Genomic DNA, 23,893 nt, shown 5'->3' on the forward strand with positions numbered 1-23,893 from the left:
AAGTATCACTCACTGAACTTGCCCATTCAGTTATTGCCTTTACCGACCTATGCCTCCTGGCTCAATCCGATTGAGCGGTTGTGGAAGTTTCTCAAGAAAGAGGTCATTCATAATCATCGCTGGTCGGCTTGTGCCGATTTGCTCAAGTCCCGTTTAGGCAGCCTGTTGACTGGTTTGGAGGGCGGTTCTGATGAATTGCTTTCCTACTGTGGTCTGTTCAATCCCAAGGGTATCTATGCCCATGCCCTCAAAAGGAACTCGGCGGTTAATTAATTCAAATCAATAAGGCGAGGGATTTTCCCCCAGAGTGATACATTAATTATCAGTCAGCCTTTACCGCTGCATCTGGTACAGTAATTTCCCCTCTTCGTCGACCAGCGACACGGCCAGATTCGTGGCGTTGGCTGATATGACGGCAAAGCCATAGGCACTTTGGGCGAACAGGGCTACCGGATTCTGCACGGGTGGCGGGGCCAGCGGTGCTCCTCCCCCACCCGCAATGACGTAGTCGGTAGCTGAACCTGCCGGGCGCAGGTATTGCAGCGTATGCGAATGGCCGTTGAGGTAGAGCGCTACGTTGTACTTGGCCAGCAGCGGCTGAAGTTGCTGGACCAGTTCGGGCTGACTGGCATGGTCCTGGCCAACGGAATAAACCGGGTGATGCCCCATCACAACAATCCACCGCTCGGTGGCCTGACTGAGTACACTATCGACCCAGGCGAGTTGCCGGGTCGTGTTCTGAGCCGTTATATCGGGGAAAGTGCCGGGATTATTTCGGTATTCGGCCAGAAAAGGCGAGGTATCCAGGTAAACGATGCGCAGTTTATTTGTTCCATCGATGGGATATACCTGAGTGTAATAGCGGGCAGGCATAACCCAGCGCGGATTCACCTTGCTGTAATCGATTTCGGCCTGTGTATTTTGCTGATAATCATGATTGCCCAGTACGGCGTAGAATTTCTGGGGCAGATACGTTCCTTTATACACATTCCCGAACGATTGCGTCCAGTGGGCATCGGTCGTGGAAGCAACCCCTGCCGGATAAAAATTATCGCCCAGCAGGGTGATAAACGAAGGTTTGATATACTGTGCGTAGCGATCCATCCGGCCCGCTACCAGCGTTTGGTCACCCAGCCCATACACGCCCCAGTCGCCGAAGGCAAAAAAGGTAAGCGCATTAGGCAACGGCTTTACCATCACGTCGTCTGGGAACGCGGCCAGTGCGGGATCGGTTGCTGCCGAATGGCAACCAGCCAACGTAACGAATAAAAAGAGCGCGATGGTGGCAGAACACCAAAAACGAATTGGACGGCGATTAGCGGGGAACATCGTGCGAATGGATTTGAGTAGCTAACAAATGGGGCTGTCGGACAGAAAATTACGCTACCATTTGTAGTCACCGGAATGCTCCTCCCTCTTTTAATTACATTATAATTCGACCCTTTCCCGGAGTTGACTGTCGCTGGTTGCTCAGCGAAATTGTTAGTGACTGTTTACCCCGCCTTAATCAAGGCAGATATGGGTAGGGTATAGAATTGCCGGTAATCCTTTCGTACCTGCCGGGCATACTGTTCGGCATGCTGGAGCAGGTCGGTATCCCAGCCGGGTTGCCGGGCAAAGTCTATCAGTTCATCAGTAGTTGCCGAGCCTTATTGACCTCCAGTTAGGGAATGAGTCGAAGGAAACTGAAACCCTTTAGCCACAGATTATACGTTTATCCTGATTGAGCGTATGCACAGCACTTCTATGTACATAAACAGGCAGGAAACGACTGGAAATCACCAGCGTTTCCTGCTGTAAGCAACCAACCTATGTTTAACTATCAAAAGCGGCATTAATGTACCTTACTCCTCCTAACTACCTGAAAGACAAAGCTGAAAAATCTAAATAAATCGACCCTCCCGGCTGGTAACGTAGCGGTCATAAACAATGCAGTCGCCTTTGTTCGACCAGATGACACCGTTGACAGGGCTTTCCTCATCCGATGCCCTGGGAGTTAACGGGTGAAATTTCCCGGTCTTTACATCGGTCATAAACACACTGTTGTCAGCTACATCGATGAGTTACTGTCCGTTGGGGCTGAAAGAGAATGTTATTCGTCGTTGAGCCACACCGGCAGGTGGGTTAGGCCGGGTGGTAACAGTACCTTCCAGCGGCTGGTTTGGGGCGGCATTAGTCAGATTATCCGGCAGGTCCAGTACGAATACCTCCGTTATAGTCTGGTTGGCTTCGTTACGGACATTCCCCTGGAAAGCCAGCGCCCGTTTCTGGTGCATACCGTCTGCTTTGTAGTATCCGTTACGCCCAATCCAGGTTTCATCGAACGCCCGGTCTATAGCATCGCTGCCGGGTTCGGGCCGCTCTGTCACCTGTGCAACGACCGTAGCAAACCACTCACCACCGAAATTATCCATGTCGTTGCCATTACTGACCGATACGCTTCGGGCGGGAGACAAAACACCCACCGTCCGTAAGTCCCGCACGACTGAGTCAGTCCGGGATAACTGCTCCATCACAGCATCGTTGTACGTAAAACTAATCCAATGACCGTCGGCACTCCATTGATGCGCGTGCGTTCCACCCCGAAGGGCACCGGGCGTAAACGGGTTCACTACATCCCGACCGTCCAGAAAGCAGGTTTTTTGCGGTTCATTTACATTGACCAGTACACCCGTTCGTCGGGTCATGGCATTGGGTTGTTGGGCGCTGGCGTTACGTAGTCCGTGCAGAAACAGCACGGCGGGTTTAGTGGGGCAAAACGTGGCAGCTCCCACGCCCGGCCCATACTCCGATTGGTTTGACGTTTGGTAAAGCAGACGCGTTTCGCCCGTTTTGGTATTCACCATTTCAACGCAACAGGTCTGTCCCAGCTGCGTGTCCAGGTTGCGGGTATCGTAAACAATCCATTGGTCGTCCGGCGAAAAAACCTGCGTGTTGTTCAGCGTGTGTCCTTTCGGTTCGTAGGTCAATTGCCGTTCAACGGGTACAGGTTGCGGCAACCCAGCGGATAGGGTCAGTCCCACAGAGAACGATTGTATCAATACGACAGCCACGATCAATTTTATATCCATTCAGAATTTTAGAACGGCAAAGTCAGTAACGCCTTCCAGCAGAGGCTCCCAGGCAGAGGGGTTGCGGTAGGTACGGAAATTTTTCAGCCGGTGGAACGTCAGGAAATTAGAATTGTGCTGATTGTCGGCACCGCCCATGCCATCGTCAAAGGCCGTACGCGAGGCAATGACGATGTCTTTCCCGTCGAACTGCCAGTCCAGGTACTGAAAGCCGTGCTTCTCCACATCGGGGTGGTAGAGCACAATACCCCGGATACTCCAGGTTTCGAGGTCCGGCGACGAGAGCATCACCTGCGCGTTTCGGGCACGTTGGCGCTTATAGACCCGGTGTTTGGGCAGGGCATAATTGGTGAAGCTGTAATATTGTTTCGACTTCGGGTCGAAGCGGATGTTGAATTTCTTGGTAGCTCCCGGCAGTTTGATAAACTTGACCATCGTAGGATCGGCCGTTTGCCCGTCGTTACTAACCCGGTACATCACTGCCTGATCATCCTCCAGGTTATTAACCCGCAGGATGTTCCAGATTTCACCTTTTGGGGTCATCACTACATTACCTTCCAGCCACGCATTGCCCGGTTTCCAGTTTTCGCGATCATACTTGAGCCGTTGGGTAAACGACCAGCTTTTGGGGTCGAGCAGGTTTGCATCGACGGGTGCGGAGGCCACAAAACTCTGAAAATTACCCCAGCTTGTGGCGGGTACGTTCCGCTCCATGCCTTTCCAGATACGCCCTTTGAATACCTGAACCGGCACCGATGCACAATGAAAACCCTGCTCGGTACTCAGGTAGCCGTCATCCACACTGCTCCAGGTATGCCCCCCGTCGGCTGACCGACGGATGGACATTCGCCCGTATTCTTTTGTGGTACCAAACAGGTAAACGGCTCCCTTGTTGACGAAAAGAGTAGCCCACCACAGGCTGTCTAATTCGGCCACTTTTTGCCAGCTTTTGCCCCGGTCGCCCGATTCAAAGACATGGGTGTGCTGGGGCGTCGGCCCTTTCCCGAAAATATCGTGCGAGGTAATGTACTTGCCATCGGGCAGGATAACGATGCTGGGCGAACCCAGATAATTACCGGTCGATTTGGGCAAGTGTTCGATGACAACACCCGGCACGTCGGGGAAGTCCTGACCATGGGCGAGACACATAACTGAGAAGCAGAGGAGACTAATCAGGCTAAACTGTCTTAACGTTGTCGTGTACATTCGATGGGTGATTTAGGTCAGTAAAGAAGATGCGGTTTCAATCTTGAGTACCTGTCGAAGTTGAGCCACTGTCTCCAATAAGTTGTCCATCTCGTTTTGCAACGCCGGGGTAAGCGGGTCTACCGCCCGGCGGGTTTTCAAGGAGATGGGAAGCCCCTGCTTTTGCAGGCTGTACTTGGCAATGACCGGGTAGGCCGTATGCACCAGATCCATGCAGTCGGTCAGGAACTGCTGTACCTGATTCACGGCATCCTGACGGGCCGCGTCATCGACGTGAGTGCATAACCAGGTAATGAGTTCCGGGAAAATATTCCCCTGAATGCAGCACAAACCAGCCGCCCCCGCCCGCAGCGACGACACAGCATTGACCATGTAGGCGTCGTAGAGCGCAAAGTTATAACCGCTCGCCACCGATAGCCGACGGCTCACTTCGCCGGCATCCAGACAGGTATCTTTGTGGTACACCAGTCGGCCAGTGGGCAACAACGCGGCCAGTATATCACTATTGATGAGTCGCTTGTACGGGACCGGGCACTCGTAAAGTCCCAGCGGAATGGCTTCGGTCAGGGCCATTAACTGGTGTATCCGGTCCAGAAACACACTATCGCTCTCGTCCTCACTTGCTAACTGGCTCGTAATGACAATAACGGCCTGTACACCGGTATCATAGATGCGTTTGACAAAATCGGCCTGTTGTTCGATGGACCCGCCAAACGTTCCCGTAGCCACAACCGGCACCCGACCACCCGCCCGGTTCACCACCTGTCTGGTAATGGACAGTCGTTCCGAATCGGTCAGTTCGTACATCTCGCTGGACAGACAGTTGGCAAACAAACCAGCCGCCCCCGACGCTAAGTAATAATCGGTCAGGTGAGCCAGACCCGGCGAGTCGATGGCACCCGATTCGAGAAAGGGCGTGAGCATAACGGGAATAAACCCACGGGGCAATGAACCGGATGATTGATTGGGGAGAGCCATAGTAGAGGACAGAAATTGATCGCGGAGAAAATTTAGTTCGTGAGACTACGTTGCGGTGGGGTGGTCGGTACCGGCTTTCCGTTACCCGTGCGCAGTTTCGTGAGCAGCAGGCCCGTCAGAAAAATAGTGAGTGTACCGACTACTATCGTCATGTTCTGGTTGAGTGGGTTGCGCAGGTAGCCATACTCATTGGGTAACTGCCCCGAAAACGTCAGCCAGACAATGACCAGCACCCCGATAACCGTAGCCGTGAAGGCTTCGGCGTTGCGGGTGGAGCGGGAAATAATGCCCAGCAGAAACAGCCCCAGCATACCCCCGGCAAAAATACCGGACAGCAGCCACCAGATGTCGAGTACGCTTTTAACCCCAATCATGGCGATGCCGGTAAGCATTCCGAAAACACCAAACAGGGTGGTTGCGATGTACAAAAGCCGCAGCGAGTTTTTGGCCGATAGGTTGGGGTTGATGTACCGCTGGTAAATATCCACCGAGAAAACGGTGGCCGACGCGTTCATGCCGGAACTAATGGTGCTCATAGCCGCCGACATAATGGCCGCTACAATAAGACCCAGCAAACCCGCCGGTACTTTGTTAACCATAAAGTGGGGCATTACTTTGTCGCCAATATCGGCCGCGCTGAGTGTACCGGCCAACTGACGGATAGCCGCCTGACTCCCGGCTGGCAACCGTTCGGTGGCGACCTGCAACCGGACAGCATCCATCAAATCGGGGTTGGTCTGGTAATAAGCGTACAGGGCCGAGCCGATGAAAAAGAACAGCAGCGAGATGGGAACGTAGAGATAGACGCACAACCAGACCGACCGGGCGGCTTCTTTGATGGAAGTAGTCGTGTGGTACCGCTGCACATAGTTCTGGTCCATGCCGAAGTTGTTTAGATTCATAAAAAATCCATACAGCAGCACGACCCAGAACGTAGGCTGGGTAAAGTCAGGGGCGAAACTTCCGAGGCTGAATTTGTTATCGGTCGCACCAATATCCACAATATGACTCAGTCCGCCGGGCATCCCCCGCACCACCAGCCACAGAATGATTACGGCCCCCGACGTTTTCACGACGCCCTGCACCACTTCTGTCCAGATGACGGCTTCCATGCCGCCCAGCACCGTATAAATAATGATGCAACTGCCCACCACCAGCATGATAGTCGCCATCGGGTAGCCCGTCAGAGCCTGTAAACTGAGGGCAATGCCGAAGAAAATGGACCCCATGCGGGCCAGTTGGGTGAGTAGAAAGCAAACCACGGCGTAGGTTCTTGCCCAGGGACCAAAGCGGTGTTCCAGGTGGGTATAGGCCGATACTTCGCCCGTGTGGCGATAGAAAGGGACAAAAAAACGAGTGGCTACCCAGGCCGCTAACGGCATAGACAGGCTAAACACGAAGGAGTTCCAGTTAGACCCGAAGGCTTTGCCCGGTACGCCCAGAAACGTGTTACTACTCAGGAACGTAGCATAGAGCGACATGCCAATGGCCCAGCCCGGAATCTTGCCCGATGCCGTGGTAAACTGGTCGGCAGTCCCGGTTTTTCGGGAGAAATAAACCCCAACGGCAATCATACCGGCCAGATAGGCCAGTATAACCGACAGGTCAAGCATGGGTAATGTTCTCATGGCTATGGGCTATCACTGACCAGGGTTGCAGGATAAATTATCTGATTGTCAAAAGTGTCCACTACCTAACGTATGATGTCAACCGATAAAGAAGTACCTCAGTAGTACATACAGTTATGACTATTGAGGTACTTTATTTAACTTTATTGACAAATTTAGCTAGTATTCGGCGGGTCTTCTTCTCAGCACTTATCGCATTAGTGTACTAAATTATCATGTTGAACTAATTTTTCATGAAGGCCCATTTTCACAAAGTTCCCGCCGATACCTCGGCAGCATTTCTTGCCCGGCACGATATCAAACCCAATTTTGGCACAATCTGGCATTACCATCCCGAACTGGAACTGCATTACGTGATACAGGGGGAAGGAGTCCGGTTCATTGGCGACAATGTGAGCAATTTTTCGGCCGGGGAAGTGTTGTTACTGGGCGAAAATTTACCGCACACCTGGCAGTGCAACAAAGAATATTTCCACGAAAGCCCTGATTTACAGGTAGAAGCAATTGTGATTCAGTTTCGCCCCGATTGCCTGGGCACTAATTTCCTAACGCTGACGGAAGCGTACCCGATTCGCAGGCTGTATGAAAAGGCCAGACGTGGCATAGTCGTTAGGGGAAAAACAAACCAGCAAATTACCGAACTCATGCAGCGCGCTGTAAAAGGCACCCCACTACAACGCGTGATTATGCTGCTATCTATTTTAGACCTGTTAGCTGAATCGGATGAGGTTGAGCTTATTACGTCCCCGTATGGTTTTTATAAATCGAACGAACTGGAAACAATTCGCCTGAACGCGGTGTGTAGCTATACATTATCCAATTACGAAAAGAATATTGCCCTGGAAGAGGTTTCGGCCATTGCCAACCTGAGTGTGACCTCGTTCTGCCGGTATTTCAAGCTGATGACGCATAAAACATTCCACGATTTTTTGACCGAGATTCGGATTAGCCACGCCTGTCGGGCGTTGATCGACAATCAGCTTAGCATCGAGATGGTTTGTTTCGAGAGTGGCTTCAACAACCTCTCCAATTTCTACCGTCAGTTCAAACGCACAAAGGGGGTAACACCACTTGCGTATAAACAGACGTATCTGCAACGGGTATTGGCTACCCAACGGTGAGTTTGTGTCTATCATCTTTCTAAGGCCGGTTGCGCTGGTATCAGTCGGCAGTTTTGTATAACAATTTCATTGTATGATGGGTTGTTTAATGATTGCCCGCTCCAGAACACAACCTCGCTCAACAGACTAACGCTATAACGGCAATTCCAACAATCTGCATGATGAACGGAGACGAAAAACCCCAGCTAACAGAAGACGAAAAGAAACTGTTCGAAGATCTGATGCCGGAAGACCTCAATGAGATTCTGGATATGGGCGTCGACAGGCGGCATTTTCTAAAATTGATAACGCTGGCAGGGGGTGGCATACTGGCGGCTCAGTCAGCGGTGGCCGAACAGGTTTTTACCCGCCCCTCCAGCATCCCGATGGGGAATGCGCCACTGACTACCATTGAAAACGGAGTCGATGTATCGTTCCGGGTCAATGGCGCGGCCCGGAAGATGACGGTCGATTCCCGAATGACCCTGCTGGATACCCTGCGCGAACGGCTCGAACTGACCGGCTCTAAAAAGGGGTGCGACCACGGTCAGTGCGGGGCCTGTACCGTTATTGTGGATGGGCAACGGGTGCTGTCCTGCCTGACGCTGGCCGCCAGTTGTGAGGGCCGGTCCGTTAAAACCATCGAAGGCGTAGCCCAGGGCAATGACCTGCATCCGATACAGGCCGCTTTTTTGAAACACGACGGGTTCCAGTGTGGCTTCTGTACGCCCGGCCAGATCTGCTCGGCAATGGCGCTGGTGGACGAAGCAAAACGGGGAGACGCCAGCTACGTAACCGAAAACGTTCGCCGAAAAACCGGCCCGGTTCAACTCTCCAACGAAGAGATCCGGGAGCGGATGTCGGGGAACATATGCCGTTGTGGTGCCTATCCAAACATTGTGGCGGCCATTCAGGAAGTACACAGCGGCAAACCCGTGGAACAGACCTGGCGCTTCGCCGACTAACGCTTTAGAAGCTATTCGAGTTAAGCGCTTTGGCCTAAAAGCGCGTCTTTTGGCCATGTTCTGCGTTACTTTTTTCATCCGTAGCTACGGCTACGAACTCAAAAAGTGCCTTGACCACAACCAAAATTCACTGCTTTCAGTCTCAAATCGCTAACATAAACAGCTTCTTACCCAGCACCCTATGAGACCATTTAAATATACGTCCGCAACCGATGTTTCGTCGGCCGTAAAAGGGCTGTCGGGTAACCCACATGCCAAATTTCTGGCGGGTGGCACCAATTTACTCGACCTGATGAAGGAAGATGTAGAGCGGCCCGATGAACTCATTGACATCAACCGACTGCCGCTTACCGAGATCAAAGCTATTGCAGCCGGAACCAGCCAGGGAGGCCTTTCCATTGGCGGCCTGGGTAAGAACACCGATGCAGCCAACCACCCGCTGGTTCGTCAGCACTATCCGTTACTGACCCAGGCCATTCTGGCCGGTGCATCCGGTCAGATACGGAACATGGCAACCAACGGCGGCAATCTGCTGCAACGAACCCGCTGCCCCTATTTCTACGAGGTGTCGATGCCCTGCAATAAGCGGGAGCCGGGTACGGGCTGTAGCGCCATGCAGGGAATAAACCGGCTGCACGCCATCTTCGGCTGGTCCGAGAAGTGCGTGGCGGTTTACCCCTCCGATATGGCGGTTGCGCTGGCCGCGCTGGATGCCGTCGTGAACGTCAGGAATGACAGCGGACAGGAACGGACCATTCCGTTCGCCGATTTTCACCGCCTACCCGGCGATTCGCCCGAAAAAGAGACCAACCTGAACCCGGGCGAACTGGTTACTGCCATTGAGTTACCCAAAAACAGGTTTGCCGACCACTCCTATTACCTGAAAGTCCGCGACCGTGCTTCGTATGCGTTTGCGCTGATTTCGGTAGCGGCTGCGCTGGAACTGGACGGGAACAAGATCAGCAAGGCCCGCATCGCGATGGGTGGCGTGGCGCACAAGCCCTGGCGCGTACTAAAAGCGGAGCAACTGCTCGTTGGGAAAGAAGCAACCGAAGCAAACTTCAGGTTGGCAGCAACGGCCGGGATGGCTGATGCCCGACCACTGGAACACAACAAATTCAAAGTGGAACTGGGCAATCGGAGTATTGTCCTGGCGCTGCAACAAGCCCTGAAGGGCAGCAAATCCTGATTTAATTAGCCAATGTCATGCGCGAAACAGATAAAGTAGTCGGTACACCCGTCAGTCGTATCGACGGTATTTTAAAGGTGACGGGCAAAGCAGACTATTCGGTAGACCATCCGATCAAGAATGTAGCCTACGCCGTTTTGTTCAAGAGTACCATTGCCGCCGGAACGATAACGAACATTGACTCGGCAGCGGCCGAAAAATCGCCGGGCGTTCTGGCCGTTATCACGCATAAAAATGTGCCCAAACTGAACGTAAAAGGCGGCATTCGGGGGGGAGCTATGCTGCAAAGCCCCGAAATCGAGTTTTATGGCCAAAATATCGGTATCGTCGTTGCGGACACGTTCGAGCAGGCCCGCCATGCCGCGCACCTCATACACGTTGATTACGACAAAAAAACGCCGAAGGCTGATTTCGACAAACTGGCCAGCGAGGCCATGCCGCCGAAAGACAATCACGACGAGAAATGGGGCGACGCCAAAGCAGCCCTTCGCACGGCCGATTATACCGTTGAAGAAACCTATTCTACGCCGATTGAGCACCACCACCCTATGGAGCCCCACGCAGCCATCGCCGAATGGACTGGCAACCAGGTGACGTTGTACAGCAGTGCCCAAATTGTGAACGGCGCGCAGCACGCAGCGGCCGCTACGCTGAACCTCACTCCGGAGAACGTACGAATCGTTTCACCCTACATTGGGGGCGGGTTCGGCTCCAAAGGCGGTCAGTGGGCCAATCTGGTGCTCACGGCCGTAGCGGCCAAAGTGGCCAACCGCCCGGTAAAACTGGCGCTGGCCCGTAATCAGATGGTCAACTCGGTCGGGTTGCGGCAGCGAAATTTCCAGAAGGTAAGTCTCGCTGCCACGAAAGAGGGAAAGCTAACCGCGCTGGCGCATGAAATTACGACCCACTGCGCCATACATACTGAATTTGTGGAACCTTGCGGGGATTGTTCCAAAATCATGTACGACACGCCCAACGCCCTCATTACGTACCGGGTAGTACCCATGAACGTCATCCTGCCGACCTACACCCGTGGACCGGGAAAATCGACGGGTAGCTTCGCCCTGGAGTCGGCGGTGGATGAGCTGGCGTACAAACTAAAGATGGACCCCATCGAATTCCGCATCAAAAATGAACCGGTCAAAGACCCGTCGAATGGCAAACCGTGGTCGTCGCGGAAAGCGGTGGAGTGTATGCAGGCAGGGGCCAAAGCCTTCGGTTGGGACAAGCGCAAACAGGAGCCACGCCAAAATCAGGACGGTAACTACCTGATTGGCTACGGCGTGGCCTGTGGTACTTATCCGGCGCACCAACGGCCAAGTTCAGCCATTGTGAAGCTAAACCGGGAAGGCAGTACCGTTACTGCCATTATCGAACTGGCCGCTGCCGATCTGGGAACGGGCACCTACACCATACTGGCCCAAACGGCAGCCGACGCACTGGACCTGCCCATCAAAAACGTAAACGTCCATATTGGCGATTCGGATCTGCCACCAGCCGCCGGTTCGGTGGGTTCCGTAGGTGCAACCAGTTATGCCAACGTGGTAAACGATGCCTGTATCAAAATTACGGACGAGTTGATTGCCAAGTCGGGGAAAGAGTATTACGCCCGGCCAACCGCTTCGCAGTTAATGGTATCGGAAAAGATAAGCACGCACCAAACCAGAATAGATTCCAACCCACTGGAGAGCGCGGAAAAGTACTCAGCCCATAGTTTCAACGCTAATTTTGCCGAAGTACGGGTCAACAGGTTAACCGGGATGGTTCGGGTTTCCCGTTTCCTGGCCGTGACGGGAGCGGGTAAAATCCTGAATCCCAAAACGGCCCGGTCGCAGATTATTGGCGGCAACATATGGGGCATCGGTATGGCTCTAACCGAAGAATCGGTGCTCGACCCACGCTGGGGTAATTTCGTGACCCGGTCGCTGGCCGATTACCACGTGCCGTCCAATCTGGATATTGGCGAAATGGAAGCCATTTTCATTCGCGAAGAAGATACCCTCTCCAACAGGATGGGGATAAAAGGCATCGGGGAAGTGGGTATCGTGGGGGTTGCAGCCGCCGTTGCCAATGCCGTATTCAACGCAACCGGCAAGCGCGTCCGGGAGCTACCCATCACACCCGACAAGCTGCTGTGAAACTTATGATGATATCCGGAAAGGCCCAATGGCTCTGAATCCGTTTCAGACCCGAAGAGTAGCACTTTTTCATTGGAAGGAGCTACGTTGGCGGGTGTTCTTCGGCATATTCATTCAGCACTTTTCGGCGACGTAGAAAGCTCCTTACGCCTACCAGTAAAATAAAAATACCTACCGGAATGAACAGGATAAAAATCACGCGTAGGGACGGAGAATCCAGGTATTCTGCGAATCCCGTACCACTGACAATCAACCCCAGGGCCGTTCGGACGTAGGCTAGCAGTGTACGCTCGTTGGCCAGGCGGGTTCGGTCGGCCGCTAACTGTTCCGTTAGTGTTAGTGGGTTTAGGGCAGGTTTGTTGGTTTGGCTCATTCTTATTAAACATAGTTTACGCTTTTCCCGGTACATAATGCTCCACATAGGCCGATTCACCAAACAAGGCTGGCAGATTCATCGGCTCATTTTTAGGATACGCCACCAGAATGGCATTTATAAAATCTGACGGGCGGTACCCCTGCCCGGATAAATCCGGTAAGTAATCTTTACTTTCGGGACACGTTTGAGTAACTTAACCCTCCTAAACCAACAATGACCATGAAAACTCTTTTGACTCTAGCAACCTTTTGCGGTATGGCATCGGTCGGTGTGGCCCAGACGCCAACCGTTCCATCCCCCGCTATACAAATCAAAACCGCTTTACTGGCCGCTCCGGCCGATAAGCGCGACGGGGCGATGGTGTACGGCTACTCCCCTAAAAATGAATTTATTGTGCTACGCAAAGGAACCAATGAACTGGTTTGTCTGGCCGATGACCCGACGCAAAAAGGCCTGAGCGTATCCTGCTATCACAAAGACCTGGAACCCTTTATGGAACGGGGTCGCATATTGAAAAAAGAAGGCAAAAAAGCTCCGGAAATACTAGCCATGCGCGAGCAGGAAGTGAAGGATAAAAAGCTGATGATGCCCGAGCATCCATCAAGCCTGTTCTCCTATTCGGCTAAAGATGAGCAGTACGACGCTGCCACCGGCGATGTAAAAGATGGCTACCTGCGCTACGTGGTGTACATTCCCTACGCCACCGCCGAAAGCACCGGCCTGCCCCTGAAGCCCGAAGCACCGGGCATGCCCTGGATCATGGACCCCGGCACGCACCGGGCACACATCATGATTAATCCCCCCGTGTCTACAACAGCCACGAAGTGACAGGTAATCAAAACAGATACGTAATACAACTTAGAAAAAGACAGACGCAAGAGAAGAGACATAAGACAATCGCTGATACCATCTTATGCCTTTTCTCTTGCTTCCTTGCCCGTCTGAATCAGTATAAGCTACGCATTCGTTTTGGGTTCTGCCCCGCGGAACGCATCTTTTTTATCGACAGTTGGTAGCTTTACCGGCTTGCCTTCCCGCGCCGACTGATAGATGGCTTCCATTATCTTCTGATCCTGCAACCCTTCTTCGCCGGGCGTATACGGTATGGTGTTTCCCATAATGGATTCCGAGAAGTGATCAATTTCGGCCGCAAACTGGTCTTTGGCCGCTAGTTTATGCTTGGTGAGCCTGTTTTCCTTTCCCTCTGCCTGACTGGTCTGCAATTGTAGCCCTTCGTACGGGAAAGCAGGGTCCATCTCAATCCAGCCAGTCTCGGCCAATACTTTATAACTCCGCTCCTCGTGGTGGCCGTAGCCGGTGGCGCAACTGGTTTGTACACCACTCGGAAATTTCATGAGCCAGTTTACCTGCTCTTCCACTTCGCGAAAACGCGGATCGTCCGGTGTGCTATGAATGAAACCCATTACTTCGGTTGGTTCTTCAGCCAGCAAATACCGGATGGTATTGAGGCAATAAAGACCCACATCGGGTAATGCCCCTCCCCCGGCCAGCTTTTTGTTGAAGCGCCAGTGCGACGGGTTATCAGAGTTTTGCCCATTATTGGCCATAATGCTTTTCACCTTGCCGAACTCCCCTTTCTGAACCATATCCCGCACTAGTTTGTGGTGCGGTTCATACTGAATACGATACGCAACCATCAGCTTTCGATTGGCTTTTTTACAGGCATCGATCATTGCCTGACACTCTGCTACGGAGTTGGCCATTGGTTTTTCGCAGAGGATATGTTTCCCCGCCTGCGCCCCCCGAACCGTATACTCGGCGTGCATGCCATTGGGCAATACGATGTAGATAGCATCCACTTCCGGATTGTCCCGTAGTTTATCGTAGTCTTCGTAGCTATAGCAACTTCCGCTTTTGATGCCGTACTGCGTGGCTACTTTCTTCATTTTTCCGGGACTGCCACTCACCAGGGCAACCACTTTTGATTTTTCACAGGTACCGAAGGCGGGTAGTAGCTGATTGAGCGTCAGGTGGCCCAGCCCCACAAGGGCGTACCCCACCCGTTTCCCATCGGGCAGTGGCGTAGGTGGTGGCGGGTCCTGCTGCTCGGTGGTGGCTTTTATTTGCTCCAGCTTAATAGGCTTAGTGGTATCGGCAGGCACTTCGGCGGGTGGCGAGGTAGCTGCCAGTTTAGGCACAGAACCGCTGGAGACTCCACTAGAAACAGAGTTGACGGTATTCGCTCCTGTTTTGTCCCCACAGGCAACAAGTACACTGCCAATGACACCGGTAGCCAGTCCTAACCCGGCCGTTCGCAGGAATTGCTGCCGGGATAAATCAACGGGTTTTGACTGCTTCAACAGGGGTTGTATTAAAGAAAAAATCGGTTTCATACAGTAGCTATTTACTGTATGAAACCGATTCTCAAAACAGGTTGTTTGCCGAATTCCTATTTCATCGGCGAATAATCCGTAGGCTTCATGTAGATCGACTCTACTTTGGTCGTGAGCGACCCGCCACCCATTTTCTCCGATTCCTCTTTAGCCGCTATCCACTTGGGGTCTTTCCGGAACTCCTCAAAATGCTGCTTTCCTTCGGCTTCGCTGGGGTGCGCCAGAATATACACCAGTTTAGGTGGCGTAGCCGCGTCTTTTTCTTCCGTAACAAAGTAGCCAACATTCGTCATGCCATGCTTGCTGAATAGTTTAATGGTATGATCCCGAAAGCGCGACAGCAGGTTCGGCAGTTTGTCAGGCGTGGGCGTGTACGTACGCAACTCGAATATGCGTTCGGGCGATTTCCGGGCAACTTTAACTTTGGGCGATATGTCAGATTCGGTCATAAAAATCTGATCAACATGATCCACCAGTTTGCCATTGGCTTCGGTTTTGGCTACCACGGCTTTCCATTCCGGATCGCTGCCAAATGCTTTCCAGGAGGCATCACGAGCGGCCCGGTCGGGATAGGCCAGAATATAGATCAATTCTTTATTGGTCGTGTCGGTTGGCGTCCAGTAGCCAATGTTTTCCATACCATGTTTCTCAAAAATCTTTGTGGTGTATTGCCGGAAACGGTCCACTATTTCGGCATATTTACCGGGAGTCGGATGGTAAATTCGCACTTCATAGAGTTTTGATCCGGGCTTGGCAGGACTGGAACTGGGTTTGTCGGGTTGCATAGACGCCGGTAAGGCGAACGTGCTGATGCTCAGAAACAGGCTACCCATTAATACTAAATACAGTTTGGCGATCATGTTGTCGATTGACTAAAAATAATAAGTTAGTACGGTTATAAGGGTAAAGGAACGATTTTCTAACCTTATCTTACCAGGGTAGTGATAAGAGAAGCAAAAATAAATTTCGGCACTGAACGTAAATTACTCTATTTAACGATGAATAGTTTGCACTCAGCCCGAAGCAACGCGTATTATCTTGCCAGTTCGACCCAAATCCTTATTTTTGTTGGTTGCCCATCATTTTAACTCAACTTCTATAACGTATGCTTAGCCGCGTTGCCAATTCTGTTTACTGGATGCACCGATACATTGAACGGGCCGAAAATTATGCCCGTTTTATGAGTGTAAACTTCAATCTGGCCCTCGATCTTCCTCCTAATGTAGATCAGCAATGGGAACCACTCCTCATCGCTACGGCGGATAATGACCTGTTTAAGAAATATTATCAGCAGCCAACGCGGGAGAATGTTGTTCAGTTTATGACGTTTGATAAGCGGAATCCCAATTCCATTCTCATGTGCCTGAGTAACGCCCGCGAAAATGCCCGTACCATTCGTGAGGTTATCTCGAAAGAGATGTGGGAACACCTCAATCAGTTTTATATGATCGTGCGCGATACCCACCCCGGGCAACAATGGGAGTTGGGGCAAATGCAGCATTTTCTGACAGAGATCAGAAACAGTACGCAGTTGTTCTACGGCATTATTGATGCCACCATTACCCGCAATGAGGCCTGGCACTTTGGGCGGCTGGGCCGGTTTATGGAGCGGGCCGATAAGACATCCCGCTTTCTGGATGTTAAGTACTTCACGCTGTTGCCTGAAATAGAACTGGTTGGCTCTACCATCGACCTGATGATCTGGTCGGCCGTGCTCAAGTCGGTGAGTGCGTACAACATGCACCGGCAGCAGTATCGCTCGCTAACCCCATCGAGTATTATTGAATTCCTGATTCTGGACCGAATGTTTCCCCGGGCAGTAGGACACTGCATCCGGCAGGCAGAGCTGTCGCTCTACGAAATTTCGGGTAATAATATCACCAATGGCTTTGGCAATTCGGCAGAACGGTTAATCTCCAAACTCCGCACCGACATTGAGTTTACCGAAACTACCGATATCTTCAGAGCGGGTTTACACCAGTACCTGGATAATTTGCAGACACGCATCAACGAAATTGGTGCTGCCATCTTCCAAACCTATTTTGACCTGAAGCCGATAGAAGTGTAGTGGGCGAATGGTTGAATGATAGAGTGACTGAATGATAGAATGGAAGGTCCGCCACCTCAATGAATAGTAGATTACCTGAGTCAGCCCATTCTATCATTCTATCATTGGAATATGGGTAAAGACAACGCCAGGTAAGCCATACCCGCACTATGCCGGAATCGGTTGTTGTCGGCCACAACGTCGCGATTAGCTACGGAGGTTTCGGTAATAAGCCATTGATAACCAAGCTTTATGCCAACACGCTGGGTAAGGCGAATACGGGCATATACCTGGGTAGAGAGGGTTCCCCTATTATTGTCGCCAAGCAGGCGCGCGTTAAGATTACTGGGTGAAGATTTCTGCAAAGCGTTTGCCCCCTGAAACGGAACCAGTAGCGAATCGGCCCCGGAGGCTGACTGGATAGCAAACTGGCCCGTTGATGACTGATACTGCCCTATACGTGATTTACCGAAGGTAAACCCCAGCAGATCGGCACTGGCACCCAAATCCACTCGCCCCAGATTAACTTTTACCCGAACACCAATACTGAGCGAGGTCATGGATACGTGATCATAATGAACCGTGTCTATATTGGCCGGTATAAGGGGTAAACCAATAGAACCTAACCCCGATTTGCCCCGCGTCAGGCGGGCGGGTGCCGTGTAGTAATCAAGATTATCCCCGTAAAAGGCGCCCAGCCGCAAATTCCAGCCGAACGAAAACAGCTTTTGTTCGCCAACATTGAGCAGTTGATAATAGGAAATCGACGGGTTATAGTGACCGGCGGAATAAGCCATTCCTACATCATAACCGCTGCTAAGGCGGGCCGCTACCGGCGACTGGGCAATACTGGCAAAGGAAATGAGCAGTAAGAAGGCAACGAGGATTTTCTTCATGCAGGCAAAACAGGCATTTAAGGCGGGTAAAGATAGGTTTATTACCGATTGATTCGAAAAGAAAGAACGGGCTTCACTCCGCGACCAACAGGCATTCTATTGTATGGAACCAGCTCCTCCTGTACGACAAAGCAGATTGCTCTCCCCAGGCTGTACTGTATTCCGTACGGCTGAGGAAGCAACCTGCTTAAAATCACCAGTGCGTTATGGGGAGATTTGTTAACTCTCCATTTTCAACACCACAGCCCCCAATGGCGGCACATTCAGCTGGATAGACTGTGGCCGTCCGTGCCACGTTTCATTTTCGCTCGTGATGGGTGTCGTGTTGCTGATACCGCTACCAAAGAATTCCGTAGCATCGCTATTGAATAGTTCTTTGTACGAACCCGCCGACGGTACCCCAATCCGATAATTGGTACGGGGCACGGGGGTCATGTTCAATACAATAAGCAGGGTATCGGCGGGGTTGGTACTTTTACGGATGTACGTCACCACGGTATTCTCACGGTCGGTGGTGTCAATCCATTCAAAACCATCGGGCGAGAAGTTAAGGGCATACAAAGCCGGTTCTGTCCGGTACAGGTTGTTTAGTGCTTTCACGCAGGCAGCCATGCCTTTGTGAGGGCCAAACTCCAGCAGATGCCAATCGAGACTGTCATCAAATTTCCACTCCGATGTTTGCCCAAACTCGCCACCCATAAACAGGAGCTTTGTGCCGGAGTGCGTAAACATGTAGGAGAACAATAACCGAAGATTAGCAAATTGCTGCCATTCATCGCCGGGCATCTTTCCTACCAGCGACTTTTTGCCGTATACCACCTCATCGTGCGAAAGGGGCAGCATGAAGTTTTCGGTAAAGGCATAAACAGTACTGAACGTCAGCTCGTCCTGATGAAATTTACGAAAAGCCGGATCGCGCTCGAAATACCGGAGCGTATCGTTCATCCAGCCCATCATCCACTTCATACCAAAACCCAGACCACCCGTGTACACCGGACGTGATACGCCGGGGAATGCGGTTGATTCTTCGGCAATGGTCTGCACATCCGGGAATTCTACATAGATAGCCTCGTTAATTTCTTTGATGAGCGATATGACTTCCAGATTCTCACGGCCACCAAATATATTTGGCTCCCACTCCCCGGCATTACGTGAATAATCCAGGTAAAGCATGGAGGCTACTGCATCCACCCGTAAACCATCGGCATGGCAGCGGTCCAGCCAGAACATGGCATTGCTCAACAGAAACGAACGTACTTCGGGTCTTTCGTAATTGAATACGTAGCTTTTCCAGTCGGGGTGGTAGCCTTTCCGCCTATCCGGGTGTTCGTACAGGTGCGACCCATCGAACTCGTACAGGCCATGTGCATCGCCGGGAAAGTGCGAAGGAACCCAGTCCAGCAATACGCCAATACCCGCCTGGTGCAGCCGCTCAATAAGCATCATGAACTCCTGCGGTGTACCAAACCGGCTGCTGGGCGCAAAGTACCCCGTAATCTGATACCCCCACGATGGGGCATACGGGTACTGCATCACCGGCATAAATTCTACGTGCGTAAAGCCCATATCCTTTACGTAGGGCACCATCGCATCGGCAATTTCGCCATAGGTCAGCTCCCGTTCGGGATTGCCGGGATCACGTCGCCAGGAAGACATATGCACCTCATACACCGACATTGGGGCATTCAGCGCATTGTTGGTGTGGCGGTTAGCCATCCATTCCTGATCATTCCACTCATAGTAGGTATTCCAGACGAGCGAAGCTGTTTTGGGCGGTACCTCCCACCAATGGGCGTAGGGGTCCCCTTTTTCCAGTTCACGGCCACCTTCGTGAACGATAAAATACTTGTAGGACTCGCCCTGATCAACGTGCGGGATAAACATCTCCCAGATACCCGACGAATCCCACCGGACGTTCAAAGGATTGCTGCCTTTATCCCAGCCATTGAAATTACCAATGACTGACACGTACCGGGCCGAGGGTGCCCATACAGCAAAATAAGTACCCTTAACGCCATTGTGTTCAATGACGTGTGAGCCAAACTTTTCGTAGAGACGACGGTGTTTTCCGGCCCGGAATAAGTGAATATCGAAATCCGTAAATCGGGAGTAATGGCCAGAATCAGGATTGCTTTCGACTGCTGCCGGAAGCGTTTCCTGCGTAGCCTTACTTTGGGGGGACTTAGAGGGGGCCGCCTTTACTGGCTGGTCGGTTTCAGAGTCAGGAGACGATGCCGCCGTGGTTTTGCGTTTTGCCATAGGTTAAATAGAATAGGATTCCGTCGGTCAAAGGTTTGAAAGCCGGAAAGTTAGAAAAAAAGCAGGTTAACAGCGACACTACTTCATTCCAGACATGGTTTGTTTAAATGATCCATAAATAGCCATGAAATAAAGGTTCTCAAGGCGAGAAATAAGTTCGACCGCATAAGCTAACTATCCTGCCCTGCGGTTGGTTGAAGCAGGTTCGTCTGCAGCATAGGAATATCATTCGTTGCGCTGCCATCGCTCAGGCGGATTTTTTCTATCTCCCGGATTACATTGAGAATACCTTTTAGCGGAATTTTTACCCACGATGGTCGGTAGCTAATTTCGTAGCCTAACTCATACACCGCTTTTTCGAGCAGGTAGATCAGCAGCAGAAAGTTAATTTCTGTGTTGTTCTTGAACAGCGGATGAGGTGCGCCAAAAACATCCAAGTAAGCATCCAGGAAGGTATTTCGGATCAGCGAAAACCACCGGTCCGATACGCGCTCCAGGTGTTTTGCATCCAGCCCTTCCGTTTCGGACGAGTTGAATAGTTTGGACGAAACGGCGTAATGATAGGACCGGATCATACCCGCCACATCTTTCAGCGGTGAGTGTTTGATTTTGCGCTCCGTAATGGTGCTTTCAGGTTCTCCCTCAAAATCAATCATCACAAAATCGTTACTCGTAGCCAGTACCTGACCGAGGTGGTAATCGCCGTGAATCCGGATACGGAGCGATTCGAGCGGCCGGGTACGGAAATCGGCAATGAAGTTTTCAATCATTTCCTTTGCTTCCATAAACACCCACGCCAGCCGCTGCGCCTGCGGATCGAGTTTTGTGTAGTTATCAACCAGCAGCGCGTACCGTTTTTCGAGCAAATCCTCAATCCGTTTGATAATGAAGGCCCGGTACTCGTCGGTGAAGGGTTCCGGTGCAAAGGCCGCATTGGATGGTTCGCCATCCCGGATCGGTTTATAGAGCGCGCAGTGCATTTCGCCCGTTCTCCGACCCAGTAATTCTACTTTATCGAACACGTCTTCCCGAATGGAGAACATTCGATTGGGCACACCGTATAGAAAATCATTGAGGTAATCTCCGGTTTGCATCCAGGAGTCTTTATCATTCGGCACCATACGCTGCACCATGCCCAGGGTTATATCGGCACTACCGCTCTGCTGCCAGATAACGCTACCCCCGAAAGCCGGGATATGGGAAAAGTTGCTTTTATCGGTCAGGAAAGCAACCATGTCCACTTCCGGGTTCGTTTCCTGAAATAGTTTCCGGTAGAGTTTCAGAAAGTATTTTTCCCCGTAGGTCATCGCCGAGTTACTCGAATCGACCGGCAGCACCCGTGAAGGCAAATCCCCATCACCCTCCTCAAGGCCCTTACCCCTCTTAAAGACGATCTCTCCACTAGCCTGGGGAAGGATAGTGTTCGTGTAGATATTCGTAAACAGTGCCCGACGAAAGCGTTCGTCATAGATAGCGTCGATCAGAAGCCCCGTTCGACCCGCCAGCGTGACTTCGCCAATGCGGCCTTTCTCCGGTATATCGGCGAGTTTTTCTGCCGATGGATCAGGAATGAATGATAAAGGAAGGAGATAATTTTCGGGTACCCCATCGGCATAGCTGGCTTCCAGAATGGCCAGATAGGCCACATCACTACCGCTCAATTGCAGCGTGTGTACCGTTTGTATGGAAAACCCCGTCTGCTGACGGGCCTTTCCCGCAAACCAGCGACAGGTATTTACATAAGGCGGCAAAATAGTCTGGGTAAGCATTGACCAGAATGACCTATCCAGCGCACTTTCAGACCATGCCGTTTTAAAGGTTATGGGTTGAGTCTCGTTCATAAGCAGATGCGGGGGTTACTTTAATCAAGTCGTTTTAGCCCCGTATTGTTTTCAGAAAGGGAGTTAAAATCCAATATTTGTACTTTGGTAATCAGGTATTCATACACTCACTTTTGGTATTCTATTGTTTCCACCTGACTTTCCAAATAAGGGCTTCAGTTCGCTATGAAGCTGATCTTCTATGTACTGGACTAGATCCTTATTTTCTATCTCGAAATAGCAAAACGTAAAGACTAATTCTGAATCGCTAATCCATCTGCTTAGTTGTAATGAATACGTTTTATTGTCTTTATGTCCACAGTGTTGCCTGAAGCGGCTACCCAGTTTTGTAGTGGTACAACTGCCTATATAAACGTAGTTGCTGTTGGTATTTTTGTTGTCCCGTGCAAACTTGAAGTCACCAGTTATCTGCCTGTTCCTGAATTGCTCCAACAGTTCTTCATGCTTATCGACCTCAATCCAGTAAATATGGCTTCCCTTCTTTGGTAGTTTAGAAGCCTTTTGCTCAACTAAGTCCTTATTTTTAATCTCTACGGCAGTCATCGCACAACAATCAACCGAAGCAGGCATTTCTGTAGCCCGTATGGATTCGGTTGTTGCTTCAAGCTGCTGAAGCAACCGCGCTTTTACTCCTCTTAAATCGATCATCCTGTTTTTGTAGTTGCTATTGGTATATGGATAAAAAAGTAGTGTCGGGTTGTATAACCCGACACTACAACAGAAACAGTCAATAACATTTCTTCTATGGGATCATTATAACCCTAACACCTTTTTGTTGAAGGCTTCATCACTTCCCGTACCGGCGAAATCATCGAACGCCCGTTCGGTTACGCGGATGATGTGACTGTCGATGAAGGGAGCACCTTCGGCGGCTCCCTGTTCGGGGTGCTTGAGCGCACATTCCCACTCCAGCACGGCCCACCGGTCGTAGTCGTACTGCGCCAGTTTGCTGAAGATGCCCGAGAAATCGACCTGTCCGTCGCCTAGCGACCGGAACCGCCCGGCCCGCTCTACCCAGCCCTGAAAACCGCCGTACACGCCCTGCTTCCCCGTGGGATTAAATTCGGCATCCTTAACGTGGAAAGCAAAAATGCGGTCGTGGTAAAAATCAATGAACTGTAAGTAATCAAGTTGCTGCAACACAAAGTGGCTGGGGTCGTAGTTGATGCCCACACGCGGGTGGTTATTTACCTGCTCCAGAAACATCTCGAACGTAACGCCATCGTGCAGGTCTTCGCCGGGGTGCAGTTCAAACGCGATATCGACACCCGCATCTTCGTAAGCATTCAGAATGGGCATCCAGCGGCTGGCCAGTTCCTTAAACCCCGTTTCGACCAAACCCGCCGGACGCTGGGGCCACGGATACATGAACGGCCATAACAGCGCTCCCGAAAAAGAAGGACTGGCTTTCAGACCGAGATTTTTACTGGCTTTAGCCGTCATGATCAGTTGATCGGTAGCCCAGGCCTGCTGGTCTTTGGGTTTACCCGCCAGCTCGGCGGGACCGAATCCGTCATACATGGCCATATAAGCCGGGTGCATTGCTACCAACTGGCCTTGCAGGTGCGTAGCCAGTTCGGTAATCTCCACGCCGATTTCCTTCAGCTTTCCTTTGTAGTCATCGCAGTAGGTCTGACTTTCGGCGGCTTGCTTCAGGTCAATCATGCGCGGGTCCCAGGTGGGAATCTGAACCCCTTTATAGCCGAGGTCGGCCATGTATCTGGCAATAGAGCCAAGCGAATTAAACGGGGCTTCATCGCCTAGGAATTGGGCTAGGAATATGCCCGGACCTTTCATTGTTTTCATAAGGATAAAGAGCGAAAGAGCGAAAGAGCACATGAGTGA

Annotated in this window: 21 protein-coding genes; 7 read left to right on the plus strand and 14 right to left on the minus strand. The window is 51.5% G+C overall.

What is annotated here, in order from left to right; genetic code table 11:
* A partial coding sequence (locus B157_RS35115; RefSeq protein ID WP_041952049.1) for a transposase occupies nt 1-273 on the plus strand: 273 nt, incomplete at its 5' end.
* Nucleotides 274-333: 60 nt separating this feature from the next.
* Here B157_RS35115 and B157_RS0111455 read toward each other — a convergent pair.
* From B157_RS0111455 to B157_RS0111480, 6 genes are all read right to left on the minus strand, one after another.
* On the minus strand, nt 334-1,329 hold the full coding sequence (locus tag B157_RS0111455) for a metallophosphoesterase (RefSeq protein WP_157618402.1): 996 nt from the start codon (nt 1,327-1,329) through the stop codon (nt 334-336).
* A gap of 554 nt (nt 1,330-1,883) precedes the next feature.
* Nucleotides 1,884-2,033 (minus strand): hypothetical protein, encoded by a 150-nt coding sequence (locus tag B157_RS39715; protein WP_020603465.1) that lies wholly within the window; start codon nt 2,031-2,033, stop codon nt 1,884-1,886.
* 30 nt (nt 2,034-2,063) lie between these two features.
* On the minus strand, nt 2,064-3,071 hold the full coding sequence (locus B157_RS35120) for a DUF3748 domain-containing protein (RefSeq protein ID WP_020603466.1): 1,008 nt from the start codon (nt 3,069-3,071) through the stop codon (nt 2,064-2,066).
* On the minus strand, nt 3,072-4,220 hold the full coding sequence (locus B157_RS0111470; RefSeq protein ID WP_020603467.1) for a sialidase family protein: 1,149 nt from the start codon (nt 4,218-4,220) through the stop codon (nt 3,072-3,074).
* A gap of 69 nt (nt 4,221-4,289) precedes the next feature.
* Nucleotides 4,290-5,255, minus strand: a complete 966-nt coding sequence (locus tag B157_RS0111475) for a dihydrodipicolinate synthase family protein (protein WP_026308638.1) — start codon at nt 5,253-5,255, stop codon at nt 4,290-4,292.
* Nucleotides 5,256-5,287: 32 nt separating this feature from the next.
* On the minus strand, nt 5,288-6,883 hold the full coding sequence (locus B157_RS0111480; protein ID WP_026308639.1) for a sodium:solute symporter family protein: 1,596 nt from the start codon (nt 6,881-6,883) through the stop codon (nt 5,288-5,290).
* Nucleotides 6,884-7,116: 233 nt separating this feature from the next.
* Between B157_RS0111480 and B157_RS0111485 the strand changes: the two genes are divergently transcribed.
* The 4 genes from B157_RS0111485 to B157_RS0111500 all read left to right on the plus strand — a co-directional run bounded on the left by B157_RS0111485 (nt 7,117) and on the right by B157_RS0111500 (nt 12,275).
* Nucleotides 7,117-8,004: an AraC family transcriptional regulator gene (locus B157_RS0111485; protein WP_020603470.1), complete on the plus strand. Its 888-nt coding sequence runs from the start codon at nt 7,117-7,119 to the stop codon at nt 8,002-8,004.
* Nucleotides 8,005-8,165: 161 nt separating this feature from the next.
* Nucleotides 8,166-8,948, plus strand: coding sequence for a 2Fe-2S iron-sulfur cluster-binding protein (locus B157_RS0111490; protein ID WP_020603471.1), 783 nt, complete (start codon nt 8,166-8,168; stop codon nt 8,946-8,948).
* Between the two features lie 181 nt (nt 8,949-9,129).
* Nucleotides 9,130-10,137: an FAD binding domain-containing protein gene (locus B157_RS0111495; RefSeq protein ID WP_020603472.1), complete on the plus strand. Its 1,008-nt coding sequence runs from the start codon at nt 9,130-9,132 to the stop codon at nt 10,135-10,137.
* Between the two features lie 17 nt (nt 10,138-10,154).
* The gene (locus B157_RS0111500) at nt 10,155-12,275 is read left to right on the plus strand and encodes a xanthine dehydrogenase family protein molybdopterin-binding subunit (protein WP_020603473.1); all 2,121 of its coding nucleotides are present in this window, start codon (nt 10,155-10,157) and stop codon (nt 12,273-12,275) included.
* 82 nt (nt 12,276-12,357) lie between these two features.
* On the opposite strand, the gene B157_RS0111505 is transcribed toward B157_RS0111500, so the two are convergent.
* Nucleotides 12,358-12,648, minus strand: coding sequence for a DUF202 domain-containing protein (locus tag B157_RS0111505; protein ID WP_020603474.1), 291 nt, complete (start codon nt 12,646-12,648; stop codon nt 12,358-12,360).
* Between the two features lie 222 nt (nt 12,649-12,870).
* Here B157_RS0111505 and B157_RS0111510 point away from each other — a divergent pair, with 222 nt between their 5' ends.
* Nucleotides 12,871-13,479: a hypothetical protein gene (locus B157_RS0111510; RefSeq protein WP_041952051.1), complete on the plus strand. Its 609-nt coding sequence runs from the start codon at nt 12,871-12,873 to the stop codon at nt 13,477-13,479.
* A 128-nt stretch (nt 13,480-13,607) separates the two neighbouring features.
* On the opposite strand, the gene B157_RS0111515 is transcribed toward B157_RS0111510, so the two are convergent.
* Complete coding sequence (locus B157_RS0111515) at nt 13,608-15,005, minus strand: Gfo/Idh/MocA family protein (RefSeq protein WP_020603476.1); 1,398 nt, start codon at nt 15,003-15,005, stop codon at nt 13,608-13,610.
* 56 nt (nt 15,006-15,061) lie between these two features.
* Nucleotides 15,062-15,865 carry an NIPSNAP family protein gene (locus B157_RS0111520; protein ID WP_020603477.1) on the minus strand — a complete coding sequence of 268 codons (804 nt, stop codon included), beginning with the start codon at nt 15,863-15,865 and terminating at the stop codon, nt 15,062-15,064.
* A 245-nt stretch (nt 15,866-16,110) separates the two neighbouring features.
* Here B157_RS0111520 and B157_RS0111525 point away from each other — a divergent pair, with 245 nt between their 5' ends.
* Entirely contained in the window at nt 16,111-17,073 is a 963-nt protein-coding gene (locus B157_RS0111525) for an alpha-E domain-containing protein (RefSeq protein ID WP_020603478.1), read from the plus strand.
* 101 nt (nt 17,074-17,174) lie between these two features.
* Here the strand turns inward: B157_RS0111525 and B157_RS0111530 are convergent, their stop codons facing one another.
* The 5 genes from B157_RS0111530 to B157_RS0111550 form a co-directional block, all read right to left on the minus strand.
* On the minus strand, nt 17,175-17,948 hold the full coding sequence (locus B157_RS0111530) for a hypothetical protein (protein ID WP_020603479.1): 774 nt from the start codon (nt 17,946-17,948) through the stop codon (nt 17,175-17,177).
* Between the two features lie 219 nt (nt 17,949-18,167).
* Nucleotides 18,168-20,207: a 1,4-alpha-glucan branching protein GlgB gene (gene glgB / locus B157_RS0111535; protein WP_020603480.1), complete on the minus strand. Its 2,040-nt coding sequence runs from the start codon at nt 20,205-20,207 to the stop codon at nt 18,168-18,170.
* Between the two features lie 170 nt (nt 20,208-20,377).
* Nucleotides 20,378-22,048 carry a putative maltokinase gene (locus B157_RS0111540; protein ID WP_020603481.1) on the minus strand — a complete coding sequence of 557 codons (1,671 nt, stop codon included), beginning with the start codon at nt 22,046-22,048 and terminating at the stop codon, nt 20,378-20,380.
* A gap of 99 nt (nt 22,049-22,147) precedes the next feature.
* Nucleotides 22,148-22,696, minus strand: a complete 549-nt coding sequence (locus tag B157_RS36820; protein ID WP_020603482.1) for a GIY-YIG nuclease family protein — start codon at nt 22,694-22,696, stop codon at nt 22,148-22,150.
* A 105-nt stretch (nt 22,697-22,801) separates the two neighbouring features.
* Nucleotides 22,802-23,854: a sugar phosphate isomerase/epimerase family protein gene (locus B157_RS0111550; RefSeq protein WP_020603483.1), complete on the minus strand. Its 1,053-nt coding sequence runs from the start codon at nt 23,852-23,854 to the stop codon at nt 22,802-22,804.
* Nucleotides 23,855-23,893 lie beyond the last annotated feature (39 nt).

Source organism: Spirosoma spitsbergense DSM 19989, from assembly GCF_000374085.1.
GTDB classification, from domain to species: domain Bacteria; phylum Bacteroidota; class Bacteroidia; order Cytophagales; family Spirosomataceae; genus Spirosoma; species Spirosoma spitsbergense.